At 40.9% G+C, this 15,073-nt stretch carries 15 protein-coding genes and 1 tRNA gene; 13 read left to right on the top strand and 3 right to left on the bottom strand.

Features of this window, described 5'->3' with window-relative positions; translation table 11 throughout:
• Positions 1 to 3: 3 nt before the first annotated feature.
• The gene (locus ACN20O_RS17985; protein WP_491635782.1) at positions 4 to 1,710 is read right to left on the bottom strand and encodes a hypothetical protein; all 1,707 of its coding nucleotides are present in this window, start codon (positions 1,708 to 1,710) and stop codon (positions 4 to 6) included.
• 276 nt (positions 1,711 to 1,986) lie between these two features.
• On the opposite strand from ACN20O_RS17985, the gene ACN20O_RS17980 reads away from it, so the two are divergent.
• The 4 genes from ACN20O_RS17980 (at position 1,987) to ACN20O_RS17965 (ending at position 4,010) form a co-directional block, all read left to right on the top strand.
• Positions 1,987 to 2,292, top strand: coding sequence for an HU family DNA-binding protein (locus ACN20O_RS17980; protein ID WP_102243728.1), 306 nt, complete (start codon positions 1,987 to 1,989; stop codon positions 2,290 to 2,292).
• 70 nt (positions 2,293 to 2,362) lie between these two features.
• Positions 2,363 to 2,440: transfer RNA gene (locus ACN20O_RS17975), tRNA-Cys, on the top strand.
• Positions 2,441 to 2,754: 314 nt separating this feature from the next.
• Positions 2,755 to 3,153, top strand: coding sequence for a hypothetical protein (locus ACN20O_RS17970; protein ID WP_491635780.1), 399 nt, complete (start codon positions 2,755 to 2,757; stop codon positions 3,151 to 3,153).
• A 323-nt stretch (positions 3,154 to 3,476) separates the two neighbouring features.
• On the top strand, positions 3,477 to 4,010 hold the full coding sequence (locus ACN20O_RS17965; protein ID WP_491635778.1) for a hypothetical protein: 534 nt from the start codon (positions 3,477 to 3,479) through the stop codon (positions 4,008 to 4,010).
• Here the strand turns inward: ACN20O_RS17965 and ACN20O_RS17960 are convergent, their stop codons facing one another.
• Complete coding sequence (locus tag ACN20O_RS17960; protein ID WP_491635776.1) at positions 4,011 to 4,133, bottom strand: hypothetical protein; 123 nt, start codon at positions 4,131 to 4,133, stop codon at positions 4,011 to 4,013.
• Positions 4,134 to 4,328: 195 nt separating this feature from the next.
• On the opposite strand from ACN20O_RS17960, the gene ACN20O_RS17955 reads away from it, so the two are divergent.
• Together ACN20O_RS17955 and ACN20O_RS17950 are read left to right on the top strand one after the other, a co-directional pair.
• Entirely contained in the window at positions 4,329 to 4,892 is a 564-nt protein-coding gene (locus tag ACN20O_RS17955) for a hypothetical protein (RefSeq protein ID WP_491635774.1), read from the top strand.
• Positions 4,893 to 4,958: 66 nt separating this feature from the next.
• Positions 4,959 to 5,534, top strand: a complete 576-nt coding sequence (locus ACN20O_RS17950; RefSeq protein ID WP_491635772.1) for a YaeQ family protein — start codon at positions 4,959 to 4,961, stop codon at positions 5,532 to 5,534.
• Between the two features lie 338 nt (positions 5,535 to 5,872).
• On the opposite strand, the gene ACN20O_RS17945 is transcribed toward ACN20O_RS17950, so the two are convergent.
• Positions 5,873 to 7,102 carry a multidrug effflux MFS transporter gene (locus ACN20O_RS17945; RefSeq protein ID WP_491635770.1) on the bottom strand — a complete coding sequence of 410 codons (1,230 nt, stop codon included), beginning with the start codon at positions 7,100 to 7,102 and terminating at the stop codon, positions 5,873 to 5,875.
• A 246-nt stretch (positions 7,103 to 7,348) separates the two neighbouring features.
• Between ACN20O_RS17945 and ACN20O_RS17940 the strand changes: the two genes are divergently transcribed.
• The 7 genes from ACN20O_RS17940 (at position 7,349) to ACN20O_RS17910 (ending at position 15,056) form a co-directional block, all read left to right on the top strand.
• The gene (locus tag ACN20O_RS17940; protein ID WP_491635768.1) at positions 7,349 to 7,774 is read left to right on the top strand and encodes a response regulator; all 426 of its coding nucleotides are present in this window, start codon (positions 7,349 to 7,351) and stop codon (positions 7,772 to 7,774) included.
• 93 nt (positions 7,775 to 7,867) lie between these two features.
• The gene (locus ACN20O_RS17935) at positions 7,868 to 9,079 is read left to right on the top strand and encodes a multidrug effflux MFS transporter (protein ID WP_491635766.1); all 1,212 of its coding nucleotides are present in this window, start codon (positions 7,868 to 7,870) and stop codon (positions 9,077 to 9,079) included.
• Positions 9,080 to 9,248: 169 nt separating this feature from the next.
• Positions 9,249 to 9,578: a hypothetical protein gene (locus tag ACN20O_RS17930; RefSeq protein WP_491635764.1), complete on the top strand. Its 330-nt coding sequence runs from the start codon at positions 9,249 to 9,251 to the stop codon at positions 9,576 to 9,578.
• A gap of 54 nt (positions 9,579 to 9,632) precedes the next feature.
• Positions 9,633 to 10,835: a hypothetical protein gene (locus tag ACN20O_RS17925; RefSeq protein ID WP_491635762.1), complete on the top strand. Its 1,203-nt coding sequence runs from the start codon at positions 9,633 to 9,635 to the stop codon at positions 10,833 to 10,835.
• Positions 10,813 to 11,313, top strand: coding sequence for a hypothetical protein (locus ACN20O_RS17920; RefSeq protein WP_491635760.1), 501 nt, complete (start codon positions 10,813 to 10,815; stop codon positions 11,311 to 11,313). Before ACN20O_RS17925 ends, ACN20O_RS17920 begins: the two co-directional genes overlap by 23 nt.
• Positions 11,314 to 11,323: 10 nt before the next feature.
• Complete coding sequence (locus ACN20O_RS17915; RefSeq protein WP_491635757.1) at positions 11,324 to 14,506, top strand: efflux RND transporter permease subunit; 3,183 nt, start codon at positions 11,324 to 11,326, stop codon at positions 14,504 to 14,506.
• 37 nt (positions 14,507 to 14,543) lie between these two features.
• Positions 14,544 to 15,056: a hypothetical protein gene (locus ACN20O_RS17910; RefSeq protein ID WP_491635755.1), complete on the top strand. Its 513-nt coding sequence runs from the start codon at positions 14,544 to 14,546 to the stop codon at positions 15,054 to 15,056.
• Positions 15,057 to 15,073: the final 17 nt, after the last annotated feature.

The raw sequence follows: 15,073 nt of genomic DNA, 5'->3' as shown, positions 1-15,073 counted from the left end.
AATTTAAGATTTAGGCACACAACCAATACGCTTATCAGTCGTCGCCTCGGTTGTCGCTTGCCCTGTTGGAACGTTACCGTTTAGTGTACTTGGAGTGCGCACAGTAAAGAGTTTTCTTCCCCCTTGAGTCAGAGGATCAGCTGTCGTGCTCGTTGGCCAGTAGAAATAAATAGTCTTCGTATGCATTGCCGCCGCGTCTGCTTTAATCTTGATCCCGTTTTCAATGTAGAAACCGTAACTCTTTAAAGTCGTCTCGCGGACAAACATTGTTCCGTATAGCGTTTTGTAAGTCGATCCATCCTGAATAGTCTCAGCTTCTTTTTCTGCCAGGTATAGACCTTCAGTATCGTCCATAAACTCACCCAGAAGATTTAAAAGCGGCTGAGTTCCATTAAACTGCGTAGCAGTCGGACAATAAGTCTTTCCAGTTGTCGCATCAGAGAATGGCACCATAATGTATCCAAGTGGGATATTGGCACTTGAAGTAGATGTCGTCGTCGGACGGTTTGGATAGCTTAGAAGTCTGAAGAGATCAATTGTTGCAGTGATGTTGTAATCACTTAACAGGCGCTCTTCTAATGTTTTATTGATTGTTAGTTTGTTGTTGTTTTCGGCCTTCGCCACAAAACGAGTGTCGGCCTTATCCCACATTGAGTAAGCACCAGGAATCAACTCCAGACGATCCCACTCTGCAGAGTCGGTTACACCGTGAAGCTGTTCATCGTGACAGACTACTTGAGACTGGTTTGTTCCCCCTGCAGGAGGAATTGGTGCTGGAGTTTCATTGGCCGCAAAATAATAGAAGATACGGGCAAATGTCGTTCTGATAATATTACCAGAGTTATCGACCTTTCCACCATAAGTCATACAAGTGTATTGGTTGATTGGTGTAACTTTTAGAACACCAGTTGTTGAATCAGTTGGCTGGTTGATTCTTCGAATTTGGAACTCTTTAGATTTGGCATTTGAACCAGCTCTTGTTTCTTGAACCCATAGAAGCCAGGTTTTATTTTTAGTCAGAGTTGAAACGTTGGCACTAAAAGAGTTTGATCCAGCAGTTGTGTTCATTTGAAGACTAACGGTATTTGTTCCATCTGTGGCCATCAATGAACAGCCTGGAGTTGTTTGATCTTCTGTTAACTGAACAGTACACCAATTGTGAAGGTTCCCAATTTTTGTGTTCAGAGCAATGTCTGTTCCCATTATTGTATTTACATATAACATCGGCTGATCTGTAGGCGTCTTGGCCGCACAAAAGCTTTCGCAGTTGTTGACGATATCCGATTTTCCACTAATACATGAACAAAAGTCACTCTTGATATCAATGGCCTCTGTTGGTCGTTCGTCCTTAATGACGTCGGCCACACAAATGTTTGCAGAGTTGTTGATTCTTGCCAGGATGTCAGTCGCGCTTACACCATCAATCGTATAACCTTCAGAGTCCACCAGTTCTTTTTTTACTTCAGAGAGTTCAGTAAGACTCGCCAGGTGGTAGCCATCAGAACATGCAGAAGTACAGGTGTCGTAAGGTTTGGAGTAGATGAGGTAACTTGATTCGCAACCACCGTTGCCAGTTGTAGTAGAGAAGTCTTTTACATATCCTTTTCTTTTTGCCACAGACTGATCGCCAATACATGAACTCACAACCACAAGAGTTGCGGACATGATCAGGACAGATAAAAAGTGTGCAGGCAATTTTATCTTTTTCATAAGCGGATATTAAAGTTCTCCAAATTCCTAGTTAGTTAATCGACTTCTGCGTTTCAAACTTTAATGCTTTTCATTACCTCCATTTTAGGCCCGGGTGGGCGTTTGCCTTAATAAAAACGAAAACTAAGGATTGATTCTATGATTCTAATAGGTTAGCCTGTTTATAGCTGGCAGTGAGATATTGGAAGATGCCTTAATTTAGAGGCTAACTAAAGTTTCTTTTTGATCTAACCGATAGAGATCACATAGCATTTAATTACTCTAAGGAGACAGGCCATGACTAAGGCAGATTTGATTGCAGCTCTTGAAAAACAAGCTAACCTTACTCACAAGCAAGCTGAGACAATCATCAATATCACATTCGACAGCATGATTAAGGCGCTTTATGAAGACGAGAGAATCGAAATCAGAGGCTTCGGGTCATTTGCTAACAGAAACTATAAAGCGTACGAAGGACGTAACCCTAAGACCGGGAAAATCGTAAAAGTTCCACCTAAGAAAGTACCATTCTTCAAAGTTGGTAAGGAACTTAAAGAGATGGTGGATGAAGGCAAAGATAAGTACGTTATCCGCGAAGCATAGTTTTTTCTTTAAAAATCATTGACATATAAGGGGCGTTCTAGCAGAATGCCCCTTATCTTTTTAATTCCTTGGAGACGTGCCAGAGTGGTCCAATGGAACGGTTTGCAAAACCGTAAAGCCGGCGGTTCAAATCCGCCCGTCTCCTCCAAAAAATTGAAAATCCATCATCTTCGTCGTTGCTTTCTCGTCTCTCACTCAGTCACGTACTGGGAGTACGCTCCCTCGTGTTCGCTCGGGCGCGCCTAGAATCTGACGGATTTTGAATTTTTTGTAATTCTTTCCAATTGATCATTCACGTGTGAATATTCACTTAAAGCAGAGTAAGCGACAAGGGTCAGACATATTTTACTAGTTTCAGACATTTATAAATTTCACAAAATCCTCAATTCGTTCACTAGCCGATAAAGCAAATTTACTTTTAAGATCCCCTTTGATAGCAAGACCACAAACAAGGGGATTCATATGAAAAATCTAGCACTAATCGCAGCTTTCTTATTCTCATCATCTGTCTTTGCTGATGGCTTCCGCGCTTTTGAATGCGGAGTCACTCATCTAACTAAAACGCAGAACGAAGAACTGAACTTAAAGAGCAACTCTCAACTTACATTCGTTGAAAAAAGCCGTTCATGGAGTCTTCGTGTTGAAGATCTTGATATTGGTTCACATGATCAGCATGGCCCGGCGATGAAATATGAAACAGAGCTTGTTGGGAAAAGTGAAGTTGGATACTTTTTTTACTTAGATCTTTCTCTTGAGTACGAACTAGATATTGATGTGAAGACATTGGATGCAAAATTATTTTGGTGGGGACTGGGTGAGCGCGTGAAGCTTGCAGATCTTGCTTGTACATTAGAACAATAAATAGATTTGATGTCTCAGTGAAAAATATTTCATTGAGACATTATGTTGGCATTACTAAAAAAGTTAGCTGTTGCATTTTTCCATTTTGTTAATAATAACACAGGGTGATTTATTTAGGTTTTGGAGGTGATTATCGGGGGAAGGTCACATCAGTGAGTTTATGGAATACGACAAGGTTATCTTCGAGCTCGATTGGGAGATTATTCCTGAATAAGATGTTGACCATTTTTGATTAGTACTAAAAATAAGGACATTTTATTGTTGTTTGGCCTTTAGAAAAATGTAAAAATCATCTGAGTTTTTCCATTAACCAAAGGACAAATATGAATACTTTTAAGCTTCTTCTATGTCTTCTGTGCCTGAGTTTGGTTGGTTGTGCAGAAATGGGCCTAAAGCCCCATAAGCCGTCTTTAAAGTCTTCTATGGAGATTGCTAAGAGCTCTGGCATGTATCAGATTCTAACCATTAAAGGGGGAAACCCCGAAGTTTCAAAAAAATTAACCAGCGAACTAATGAGTTGTGGAACGACGACTTTTAGTATGCCACGTGGAAACACTGTTGGGACCTTTATCAGAGAAGTGTTCGAGCAAGAATTGATCGCTGCTAAAAAGCTATCAGAGACCGGAACACCTATTGAAGTCATGATCAAGTCTATGGACCTGGTGTCGAATTCAAGAGAAGGCGGCGAGTGGACTATTGACGTTGATTACACGGTCAATGACAAAACAACGAATGTGAAGACGATTATTGAGTTTGAACAGAAAGTGAGTCTTTTAACATCTTGTACCCATGCTGCTTCAGTGTTTGAAGATGCTTTAGCTGATAACCTGGTAGACTTTTTTAAACGTACCCGTTAATCAAGTTCCGTTATTTGGAATAAGAATGTATTGCTTGATGTTGTGTTGGGATTTTAAAAATTTCCCAACAAGCATCATGTGCTCTAGGTCATTTGCAGCTGAACTAAAATCATTAGAATTCAAGATACCTTCTTCTCTAAAAAACTCTATAAGTCTTGTAAACTTATTTTCATAGATGAGTCCATTTTCAGCAAGCTCAAAAATTTTTATGAGTCTTTCTTTCTGATGGGAATGATCGGCTTTTAAGGTGCCTTACGCATATATCGGCTTAATTTTTTTAAGCAAGGTCCCGAAAAGAACTACAAAGAGGACTTTTAAATGAAGAAGATAAGCATTCTTATAGCGACCTTATTATTAAGCTCGTGTGCAAGCGAAATTAAAAAAGAAAAATCCCAAGCAACTGATACCGTCGCAATGCTTGAAAAAGAATGTGCTCAAAAAAATGGCCTTTCTTGTGCGAAGCTTGGCTATCTTTTGAAATCTACTGATTCCTTAAGATCGCTTTCTTATTATAAAAAAGGCTGCGAGCTTGGGGATCAGTCATCATGCTTTAACCTGGAGTCTGCAGAGTCTTCGGGAATGCAGGCCTTAAATAATTTTCTCTCTTCTCAGACAACTAACATCATCGCTTGTTATTACAAATTTAATTCCGGCGATGGCGGAAAAACGGCCATTGGTAAAGTGAGCGGCTATCGCAAAAATTCTTTTACAGTAGAGTATAGGGCCCTAAAGAATGGCACGCACACCAACCTTCATATCCTGGGAGCAGAAGAAGAAGGGCAGACAAAGGAGTGTGTGGATAAGATTTTAAATCAAAGAAGTATCAAACTGAGTCAGGATATCAATATTTCTAAAGTTTACGATATCGAAAAAGAATATTAGTGCCAGGAATTGATCATTTCTAAAATTTTTAACCCTGCTGAAACACTAATAAGTATTCCTTCCTTTATGAGCTTCTCTAGGCTAAAGTATGCCATGGCCTTAAAAGCAACAATCTACAAAGTCAGACTCTCTGTCGCGAATCTTAACATTCATCACTATGAAGATTACAATTTAACAATTGCCAAACATCCTTCAGAAACAAATACCAGAATGATTTATCGACTAATGGCCTTTGCGCTTCTTTGCCAAGATGGCCTTGAGCTCACTAAAGGCTTATCAACAGATGAAGAACCAGATTTATGGAAGATCAATTATGATGGGTCTATTGATCACTGGATTGAGTTGGGGCTCTTGGAAGAAAAGCGCATCAGGCAAGCGTGCTCAAAGGCCAAAAAAGTGTCTCTTTTTACTTATCATGGCAATCAGGCCCAATCATGGTTTGAGTCCATTGAACCTCATATCAGAAGATTTGATCATTTAAACATCACTCATCTTTCTGTGGCCGATGGATTTGATATTGAGGAGCTGCCAGAAAGAACGATGAACTTTGACATCAACATTGATCACGATGAACTATGGCTTTCAACTGAAAAAGAGAGAGTTCACTTCCATTTTCAGAGTGTCGTAAAGGCCTCTGTCTAAAAGAGAGCAGGGAGTTTACCCTGCTCTCAAGTTTTAAATTATTTTTCGAGGTTAAAAACTTCTTCTGGCTGGTTTTCTTAGTTAAAAGTTTTAGACGTATCATCGAAAACAAAACTGCTTTGAAGCAGACAGCACAGTAGACTGGCCTTGATAACCGGTTCATTTTATCCGCCCTCGAGATCTTTTGAATAAAGTACTCGCCAGAGAGTAAGGGAGAGGCCAAGAAATTTATGACATAGGCACGCATCAAGAGAATGAAATACTGTTTAAGTGAAGAAAGCTTTGGGCCAGTTAGTCACTGTTTAAAAAGGTCAAACAGCACCTTTTATTGCAGCAATTTAGTGTGCCGGCCCCATGTCATGTTCGCCAGAAACTTCAATTTTATTTTCAATCTGTCTCATCCCAAGGGCCAAGATAATAAGGGCCAGTGATGAGACGACGACGAATAAAATAGAAATTGGCAGAAGAGTCTGAGCTTTTAATAAACTCACCCCTAATGAGGCGAGGGCCCCTAAGACCATCTGTAAAAATCCCATCAGGGCAGCGGCACTTCCGGCCTTCTTTCCAAACGGGGCCATGGCCAGAGCAGCTGAGTTTGGGTTGGAGAGACCAATACAAGCAAGGAATAAAAAGAGTGTTAAGATCACCGAGTAGAGATTGTAGTAGCCGTGATAAGCACAGAAGCAGAAAACCAGGCTGACGCTTAAGAGTGCAAGGAAAGCACCAATTAAGATTTTCTCGCTTTTAAATCTTTTAACTAGAGGAACGTTAAACTGGCTCATGCCAACAATCCCCATTGCAATAATGGCAAAGATCCATCCGTAGGCCGCTTCAGTCACTTTAAAAATTTCCATAAAGATCGTTGGAGATGAAGCTAGGTAAGCAAAGAGACCTGCAAATGCCGTTGCACCAGAAAGAGCGAAAGCATAAAACTGTGGCTCTTTAATAATAGAAAGATAATTTCTAATAATCGGCATTGGTTTTAAAACGTGGGCCTTATCTCCATGGTGAGACTCTGGCAGAAAGCGGGAGATCACTAAAAGAATAGTTAAAGCAATTCCTGTCAACACATAGAATATCACTGACCAGCTAAAATGCACGGCCAGGAATCCTCCAATCGTTGGAGCTAATAAAGGTGAGACACCTAAAATAAGAATTAAGAGAGAGAGAACTTTTGTACTTTCTTGTGGCGTAAATAAATCTCTTACCATCGCAAAGGCTGCGACACTGGCTGCACAAGCACCTAATCCCTGCAGGAATCTAAAGAAGATCAGGATTTCAATATTAGGAGAAAGAGCGCAGGCAATAGAGGCCACGATATAGAAGATAAGACCAGCATAGAGTGGTTTTTTTCTCCCAAAGCGATCCATCAATACACCGTAGACTAATTGTCCAGAGGCAAGGCCCACGAAGTAACTTGAAAGTGTCATCGAGACTTGAGCCACACTTGTTTGAAAAAAATGTGCCATTTGCGGGAAGGCCGAAAGATACATATCAATTGTAAATGGACCTAGTGCTGTCAGAGAGCCGAGCATAAGAATGAGGAAAACATGATTTGTTTTTTTCATGGTGAAAGATGTCCTTGTGTGAATAGGCCCATATTAAAGGAATCTGTGCCCACTTACAATGGAAGCTTTAATGAGATACCTGCAGAGAACCTGGTGACGTTCAGGGATTCGGAGGGAATGTTGGGAGAAGATACGGGGAAAATTTCCAGCACTAAGCATCTGAAACTGAGCAAACATTTGAAAATAACTGAAGTAAATAGTTTGGCATTAAAATTGTAAATCAGAAGCGCAATGAGGAGGCATGCAATGGGTCCAATTTTTAAGATATTATTAGCTGAAGATGATGAAGGAATTAGGGAGACAATCTTTGAAATTTTAGTGGAAGAAGGACACGAAGTGACGATTGCTAAGGACGGGGAAGACGCACTGACTTGTTTAGAGAGAAAAAAGTTCGATCTTATTATGACGGATTATAAGATGCCGAAAATGAATGGGACACAGTTAATAGAATGGTGTAAACAGCACAGTATTAAATCTCAGATTATTTTTATCACGGCCAATATGAAGGCCTTGTTATTGGATGAGGTAATCAAGAAATTTCCTGTCAAAATTATTGAGAAACCGATGACTTTAGACGATATTTTGGATGCAGTGAAGTTTGCTCAGGACAATCGCAAGGAAGCCTTTTCAAGGTTTATTCAAAAAAATTCATTACCTATGAAATACGCCTAAACAAATTATGAACGAATCAGCTATTTAAAACTCTTATGATAAGTATTTATGATTTGAAATGGAAAGAACCCTTGAGTTCAGATAGTCTTAGGTATGAACTCAGAATCACTTTTAAAATCTAAATCATTTACTGACTCCAAAGGTTTTGTTGTTTTGCTTGGCGCTTTGACGGCGTTTGATCCGCTCTCAATCGACATGTACCTTCCGGCCTTTGGAGATATTCAAAGAGAATTTCATACATCGTTTGATCAAGTGGAACTTTCCATGTCATCTTTTTTTGTCGGGATGGCATTGGGGCAGCTTTTTTATGGGCCACTGTCTGATCGTTATGGGAGAAAGCTTCCACTCTTAGGTGGGATGATTCTCTATTTTTTTGCAACGATTGGTTGCATGTTCGCTCCGAATATCGAAATTTTTATTCTTATGCGTGTCCTGCAAGCTTTAGGTGGATGTGCAGGGATGGTTATCACCAGGGCCATTTTAAGCGATCTCTTTGACTCAAGAAAAGTGGCAGACTTTATGTCTTCAATGGCCTTAGTAATGGGGCTAGCACCGATTTTAGCACCAACGATTGGTGGATATATCAATAATTATTTTGGCTGGAGAGCGATCTTTGGTCTTCTTGCTTTTTCAAATCTTTTTTGTCTGGCGGCCATCATGGCCTTACTCCCAGAAACACACTTTAAACGTCTGCATAAATTAAATATCGCATCGACGCTAAGATCTTACGGCCAACTTTTAAAAGACCGCATGTTTGTCGGTTACCTCATTCCAGTGACGGCCATCAGAGCGGGAATGTTTGCTTATATTGCTGGCTCACCTTTTGTTTTTATCGAGCTCTACGGCATTCCTAAAATTTATTACGGATGGATCTTTGGTTTAAACGCGATGGGATTAGTGATTGCTTCACAAATTAATCGAGTTCTTTTAAAACGTTATTCAATTGATGAAGTTTTAAAATACACAATTGCTATCGCGGCCAGCGCTTCATTGGTTGTTTTTTTAGGGCCGATGGTTAGCTCTCTTGCTTCAGTACTTCTTATTTCCATTTTCATCTTTATTGCAACTCTTAACTTCGTCACACCTAATGGCATGGCCGGAGCACTGGCGGGCCAGGGACATAGAGCGGGGACGGCTTCTGCCTTATTTGGATGTATGCAATGGGGGCTAGCCTCTGTGTCTTCTTTTATGGTTAGTCATTTTCACAACGGGACTTCACTTCCCATGACCGGAACGATTCTGGGATGTGGACTTCTTTCGCTGGTCGCTTACCAGGTTTTAAAACCTAAACTTCAGGCCCCTTAGGATTTTTTAGGAGAAACCTCGAGGAATTTGTCGAGATCAATATTTTTTAAGGTGACTTTTTAATCCAGATGAAATGGGTCTACGAGAGGCAATTGTCACAAATCTAAAAAGTGCGTCGTATACAAAAAAAGTAGTCATTCCGCTATCTTTATAGTTATACTTATTAAATATGAAATCACTTTTGGGAAAATGTCTTCTGGCCTTTGCGCTTATTTTAATGAGCATGAGCCTCTGTTTCCCTAATGAGATAGACTGCAGCGAAGAGCATTCAGAGACGACTATCTCTAAAGAAGGGCCCGTCAAAAATACTCAAAATCAAAAAGATCAGCAGGGAGAGCATCATTGTATTTGCTCACTTTCATGCCACAAATTATTTGTACAAAAGCTTGAAGTAAAAACTCTTTCTTCGCACTTTATTATCAGACCAATTGCCCTTATTTATATTCCTTCATTTTATCCAAAAATAACTCTGACTTTTGAAAAGCCACCTACTGTCTAGTCCTCTTTTTTATCCTGTTTAGACATTTAATTTATAAGACATAAAGGATTCACTATGTGGAAAACAGCATGCCTACTGGCATTACTGCTTTCCTTTGAAGTCTACGCAAACTCTTGCGGCATCACGGATGTCGAAGGTCTTGTCGTATCTTTAAAGGACACAGCAGAAGAGAGAGAATTTAAAGAGAAAAGTGCTCTTTATATCCGTAACTGGAAAGAGCGATCAATCTATAAACCAAGACCAGAAGTGGGGCTTGGGTTTGAAGGCAACAAGAGCGATTTCAGCAAAAATGAAGTGACGGCCGAAGTTCTTTTTAACCTGGATGATTACCGCAAATACTCAGCGCTAAAAAAGAGCACTGATGCTGAAGGTGAGCTAAAAGAACTTGAGTTTAAAAATTCCCAAGGAGAGCGGTTAGTTGAAGGAGCAAGTGCTCTTTTTAGACGCTCGCAAAACGCCTATTTTCTTAAGCGTATCGATAGCATCCTAAGCGCGCTTGATTCATCACTTAAAAATTACGAGAGACGAAGCCTTCGCAGCCGTGATGAAGAGATTGCCTTAACTTCTTTACGACTGATGAAAAAATCGATGCTTCTAAAGCGCAACATCTTAGAAGATGAGATTTCATCAGATGCTCTTTTTCTTGGCCGCTGGAACAAACAAGATTGTGAACTTAAAAATGAAACGATTCGGGCCTTGCTAAAAGAAACTCAGAGACGTGCGAAAGCTCATTCGACCGGATCATTAAAAGAGAGTGAGCTTGCTTATAAAGTCGATTTCCAAAAGGCCCAGGTTGATTACGATAGAAAGTCCCGTTTTTCTAATTTTAAAATTGGACCGACATTGGCCAGAGAGAAAACTGACGGGGGTGCAGAGACTCGTTTTGGGATTGCAGTAAGCATGGACTTTCCTCAATTTGGAGGAAATGCAGAGGCGTCTTTTGGTGAGGTTGCCGGAGAGCTGGCCCAGATTGAAAAGAAGATAGCTCAAAAAGAGCTTTCAGCACAAAAACGCATCTTAGAAGAGCGCATTGCCCGCAATCTCAATCTGCTTGAAGAATTAGGTCAAGACAAAGAAGAAGGTGAGATCTTAAAGATGAAGAAGAGTTTTGATCAAGGACTCATTTCACCTCTCGTTTATCTGGAATCATACCGCAATTACGTGGACTCGCTAGAGTCTTTAATCCACGCCCGCAATCAAATTTTTGAGAGCGATTTAAAGTTGAGAGGTTTCTATGAAAACAGTTCTCTTTTTTAGTTTGCTTCTGTCTTCACTAGGCCTTTGGGGTGGTGAAGGGCATGGGCATAAAGAAAATCATAAAGAAGATCATAAACAAGATCGTAAAGAAGATCACAAAACAGCTCATAAAGATGAGCACGATGATCACGGCGACGAACATGGCGAACATAATGAAGAGGCCAGCGCTGATGGTTTTAAGCTCAATGAAAAGAGCACAAAAAAATTCGGGATTCAAACTCTCGAAGTAAAGGACACAACGCTCGAAGTCCCGCGCGAAGCAATTTTTAAAGGACTAAGTGAAGTGAATGTTTATCGTTTGCGCGAAGGCCTCTATAAACGCGTGGACTTTAAAACAATAGAAACCAAAAAAGAGACCCTCAAAATCAGTTCAGCTGAATTAAAGACGGGCGATAGAGTGGTTGTTGGAGGAGTCGGTTTCCTGCGCATTGCTGAAATTGCAGCAAGCGGTGGGATCAGTGACTCTCACTCACACTAAAGGATAAACCATGTTAAATAAAATTATTCATTTTTCGGTTTTTAACCGCTATAGCGTCTTGGCCTTAACTTTGATTGTCGCTATTGCTGGTGTTTTTGCTTTTCAAAAACTTCCTATTGATGCTGTTCCCGATATTACTAATAACCAGGTTCAGGTTAACACTCCGGTTGATGGACTGGCCCCCGAAGAAATTGAGCGCACGATCACTCAACCCGTAGAAGCTTCTTTAAGAGGGATTGCCGATGTTGAGCAAATCAGATCAATCACTCGTTTTGGTCTTTCACAGGTAACGATTGTTTTTAAGGACAAGGTTGATATCTACCGTGCCAGACAGTTGGTTTCTGAAAGGCTTCAGGGGATCACTGCATCTTTGCCTGCTAATATCACTCCAGAGATCGGGCCAATCTCTTCAGGGCTTGGTGAGATTTATCAATACGTCATTGATTATGAAAAAGCAGATTTAACTAAAGAAGGAAGGCTTAAGCAGTTAATGGAACTTAAGTCCATTCAAGAGTGGACTATTAAGCCTAGACTCTTAAGTGTTGCCGGTGTGGCCGAGATCAATACCAGCGGTGGATTTGAAAAACAATTTCATATTATCCCCGATACTGCAAAGATGGCCTCTTACAATATTCACTTCGATGACATCACTGGGGCCCTGGAAAAAGTAAACCGCAACGTGGGGGGAGGAAGTGTTGAGCAGACGGCCGAGCAATTCCTTATCCAGGGGATCGGTCTTTTAAAAGATGAAGCGGCGATTTTAAATGTTCCGGTAAAAAAACTGGAGTCATTAAAAGTTATTCGCATTAAAGATTTTGCCCGCGTGAGCTTAGGAAAGGAAATCAGAACAGGAAGTGCGACTTACAATGGAAAAGAGGCCGTTTTAGGAACGGTTATGATGCTCATTGGAGAAAACAGCCGTACAGTTTCTTTGCGAGTCGATGACAAAATCGAAGAAATTAAAAAGGCCCTGCCTAAAGGGGTGAAGCTGACAACGGTTTATGACCGCTCAGTTTTAGTTAACGCCACTCTGGGAACGGTTGAGCACAACCTGATGTTTGGGGCCGTCCTGGTTATTGTGGTTCTTTTTGTTCTTTTAGGTAATGTTAGGGCCGCTATCATTACGGCAGTGACGATCCCTCTGACTTTACTTGCCACTTTTTTAATTATGAAGCCTCTGGGTCTTTCCGGAAACTTGATGAGTTTAGGGGCCCTGGATTTCGGGATTATCGTCGATGGGACAGTTATTGTTTTAGATAACTGCGTCCGCTACATTCATGAACTCAAAAAGAAGTATGGCCGAAAACTGACCCGGGAAGAAACGATGAAGGCCATCTACGATGCGACTGTTGAAATCAGGCTTGCTGCTGGATTTGGAGAGTTAGTTGTTGTAGCGGTTTTTATTCCGGTGTTTGGTTTGACAGGAATTGAAGGAAAAATGTTTCTTCCAATGGCCTTAACTTTTGCCATTGCTGTTTTTTGTGCCCTTATTTTTTCTTTTACCATGGCCCCAGCTCTTGCTTCGATCATTCTAAGTGGAGATGCGGAAGAAAAAGAACCAAAGTTTATGGAGCTTCTAAAAAAGATCTATCAACCGGTACTGGATTTCTCTATTTATAATCCAAAAAAGATTATGGCCATTGGCGCTCTCAGCGTGGCCCTTGGAGTGGGATTATTTATGACAAGAGGATCAGAGTTTCTTCCTCAATTGAGTGAGGGCTCATTTGCCTTTCACATGATTAGACCTGTAAATATCGGCCTTGACCAGTCGATTAAGTTTCAAGAGAAGGCCGAAGAGATTATTAAAGAGTTCCCGGAAGTGGATCATGTGTTTGCCCGTATTGGAACCAGTGAAGTGGCCACAGACCCTATGGGGGTGAATGTTTCTGATACTTATATCATTTTAAAAGACATTAAGACCTGGCCTTTAGTTGATAATAAAAAACAGACTTATGAAACACTTGTTAAACGAATCATCGCCAGGCTTCAAGATGAGCTTCCAGGTCAAAATTACCTGGCCTCTCAACCTATCCAGATGCGCTTTAACGAGCTTCTTGAAGGGACGAGGGCCGATGTTGCCGTAAAAATCTTTGGGCCTGATATGAAACAATTAATGGCCTTTGCTAAAGAGACAAAGGAAATCGTAGAGCAGGTTCGTGGTGCAGGTGACGTAGAAGAGGATTTAGCTGGGACATCTCCGGTTCTTCGCGTGCATCCACGCAATGATGTCCTGGCCTCAATTGGTGCTTCAACTGGGGATGTTCTTGATTCAATCGAGATTGCCTTAGGTGGAAAAGAAGTTGGTGTCATTTACGAAGACAATAAAAAATTTCCTATTATCGTCAGACTTGCTGAAGATGAGCGCAGTGACCTGGATGTCATTAAAAAAATCCCGGTGGGGATTTCTGAATCCCTGACAGTTCCACTTAACCAGGTGGCAAGGACGGAGTTTGCGGAAACGTATGGGAGCATTACTCGCGAAGACTCCAACCGCCGTTCGGCCGTTTTAGTTAACCTGCGTGGACGAGACACGGAGAGTTTTGTTCATGAGGCCCGTGCTCTAGTAGACGAAAAAATTAAACTTCCAGAAGGTTATTTCTTCAAGTGGGGTGGAAACTTTGAAAACCTACAAGTGGCAAAATCGCGCCTTTTGGTTCTGACTCCATTAGCACTGGGTTTAGTGCTCATGATGATTTATGCGGCCTTTGGAAATGTGAAAGAAACTTTTCTTGTTTTCTCTTGTGTGCCTATGGCCCTCGTTGGAGGAGTGATTGGACTTATTGCCAATTCATTGCCGTTTAGTATCTCTGCCGGTGTCGGTTTTATCGCTCTGTCAGGGATCGCTGTTTTAAACGGAGTTGTTCTGGTGAACTTTTTCAATCAGCTTAAAAAAGAAGGTCTGGTGGGAATTGAAATCCTGCGCACTGGTGCCATGGTCAGGCTTCGCCCGGTATTAATGACTGCGATGGTTGCCGTTTTTGGATTTCTTCCAATGATGCTTTCAAGTGGAGTTGGAGCAGAAGTGCAAAGACCACTGGCCAGTGTCGTTATTGGAGGAATCATCTCTTCAACACTTCTAACTTTAGTCGTTGTTCCGTCTTTATATGGTGCTTTTATTTTAAAACTTAAACCTTCTCACCGCGAGCACTCCTCGTCATCTGCGGTGGGGGAAACAGCGGGGTACGAGGTGTAACCTCGTACCTTTTATTTAATGATTCAAGGAGAAAAATATGATGTCTAAAAAAATGATTTTTGCAGTACTAGGACTTGGTCTCTCTTTTAATGTTTATTCTTTTCATGCGGTTTCAGAAATTCTGCCAAGTGGAAAACTCTTAATCTGTCAGGATTTTAATCAAATTAAGAAAGGTGGAATCGTTGAAGTTTATGAACGCTTTAGAACTGATACAGATCGCAATGTAAAAATGGTTAAAATGCGCGAGATGACTTTGCCTAAAGCAGGAGAGAAAGTTAAGTTGACTCACAGTGATTTTCATCAAGTTGGCACGACATCGGTCAATGAGTATCATACTGAAGAATCTGGTTCAGCGACTATTGTCTCAAGTGAGACACTACTGGGTGAGAAACGTCTTTTAAGGAAAGCTCCGGATGAAAGAGCGCGTCCAAATTTTAATCAGACCTATGAACTGACTAAAAAAGATATTGAACTCATTGAACAAAAATGTCTTGTGGCCATCCCGGATAACGGTCTTAATGTTGATGAGCTAAAAAAAGTTAGCTGGTAAAATAAAATGGCCGGGCA

The organism is Bacteriovorax sp. As-1, from assembly GCF_058446905.1.
The sequence above is the reverse complement of the archived record's forward strand: the minus strand, read 5'-3'. Positions and strand labels throughout refer to the sequence as shown.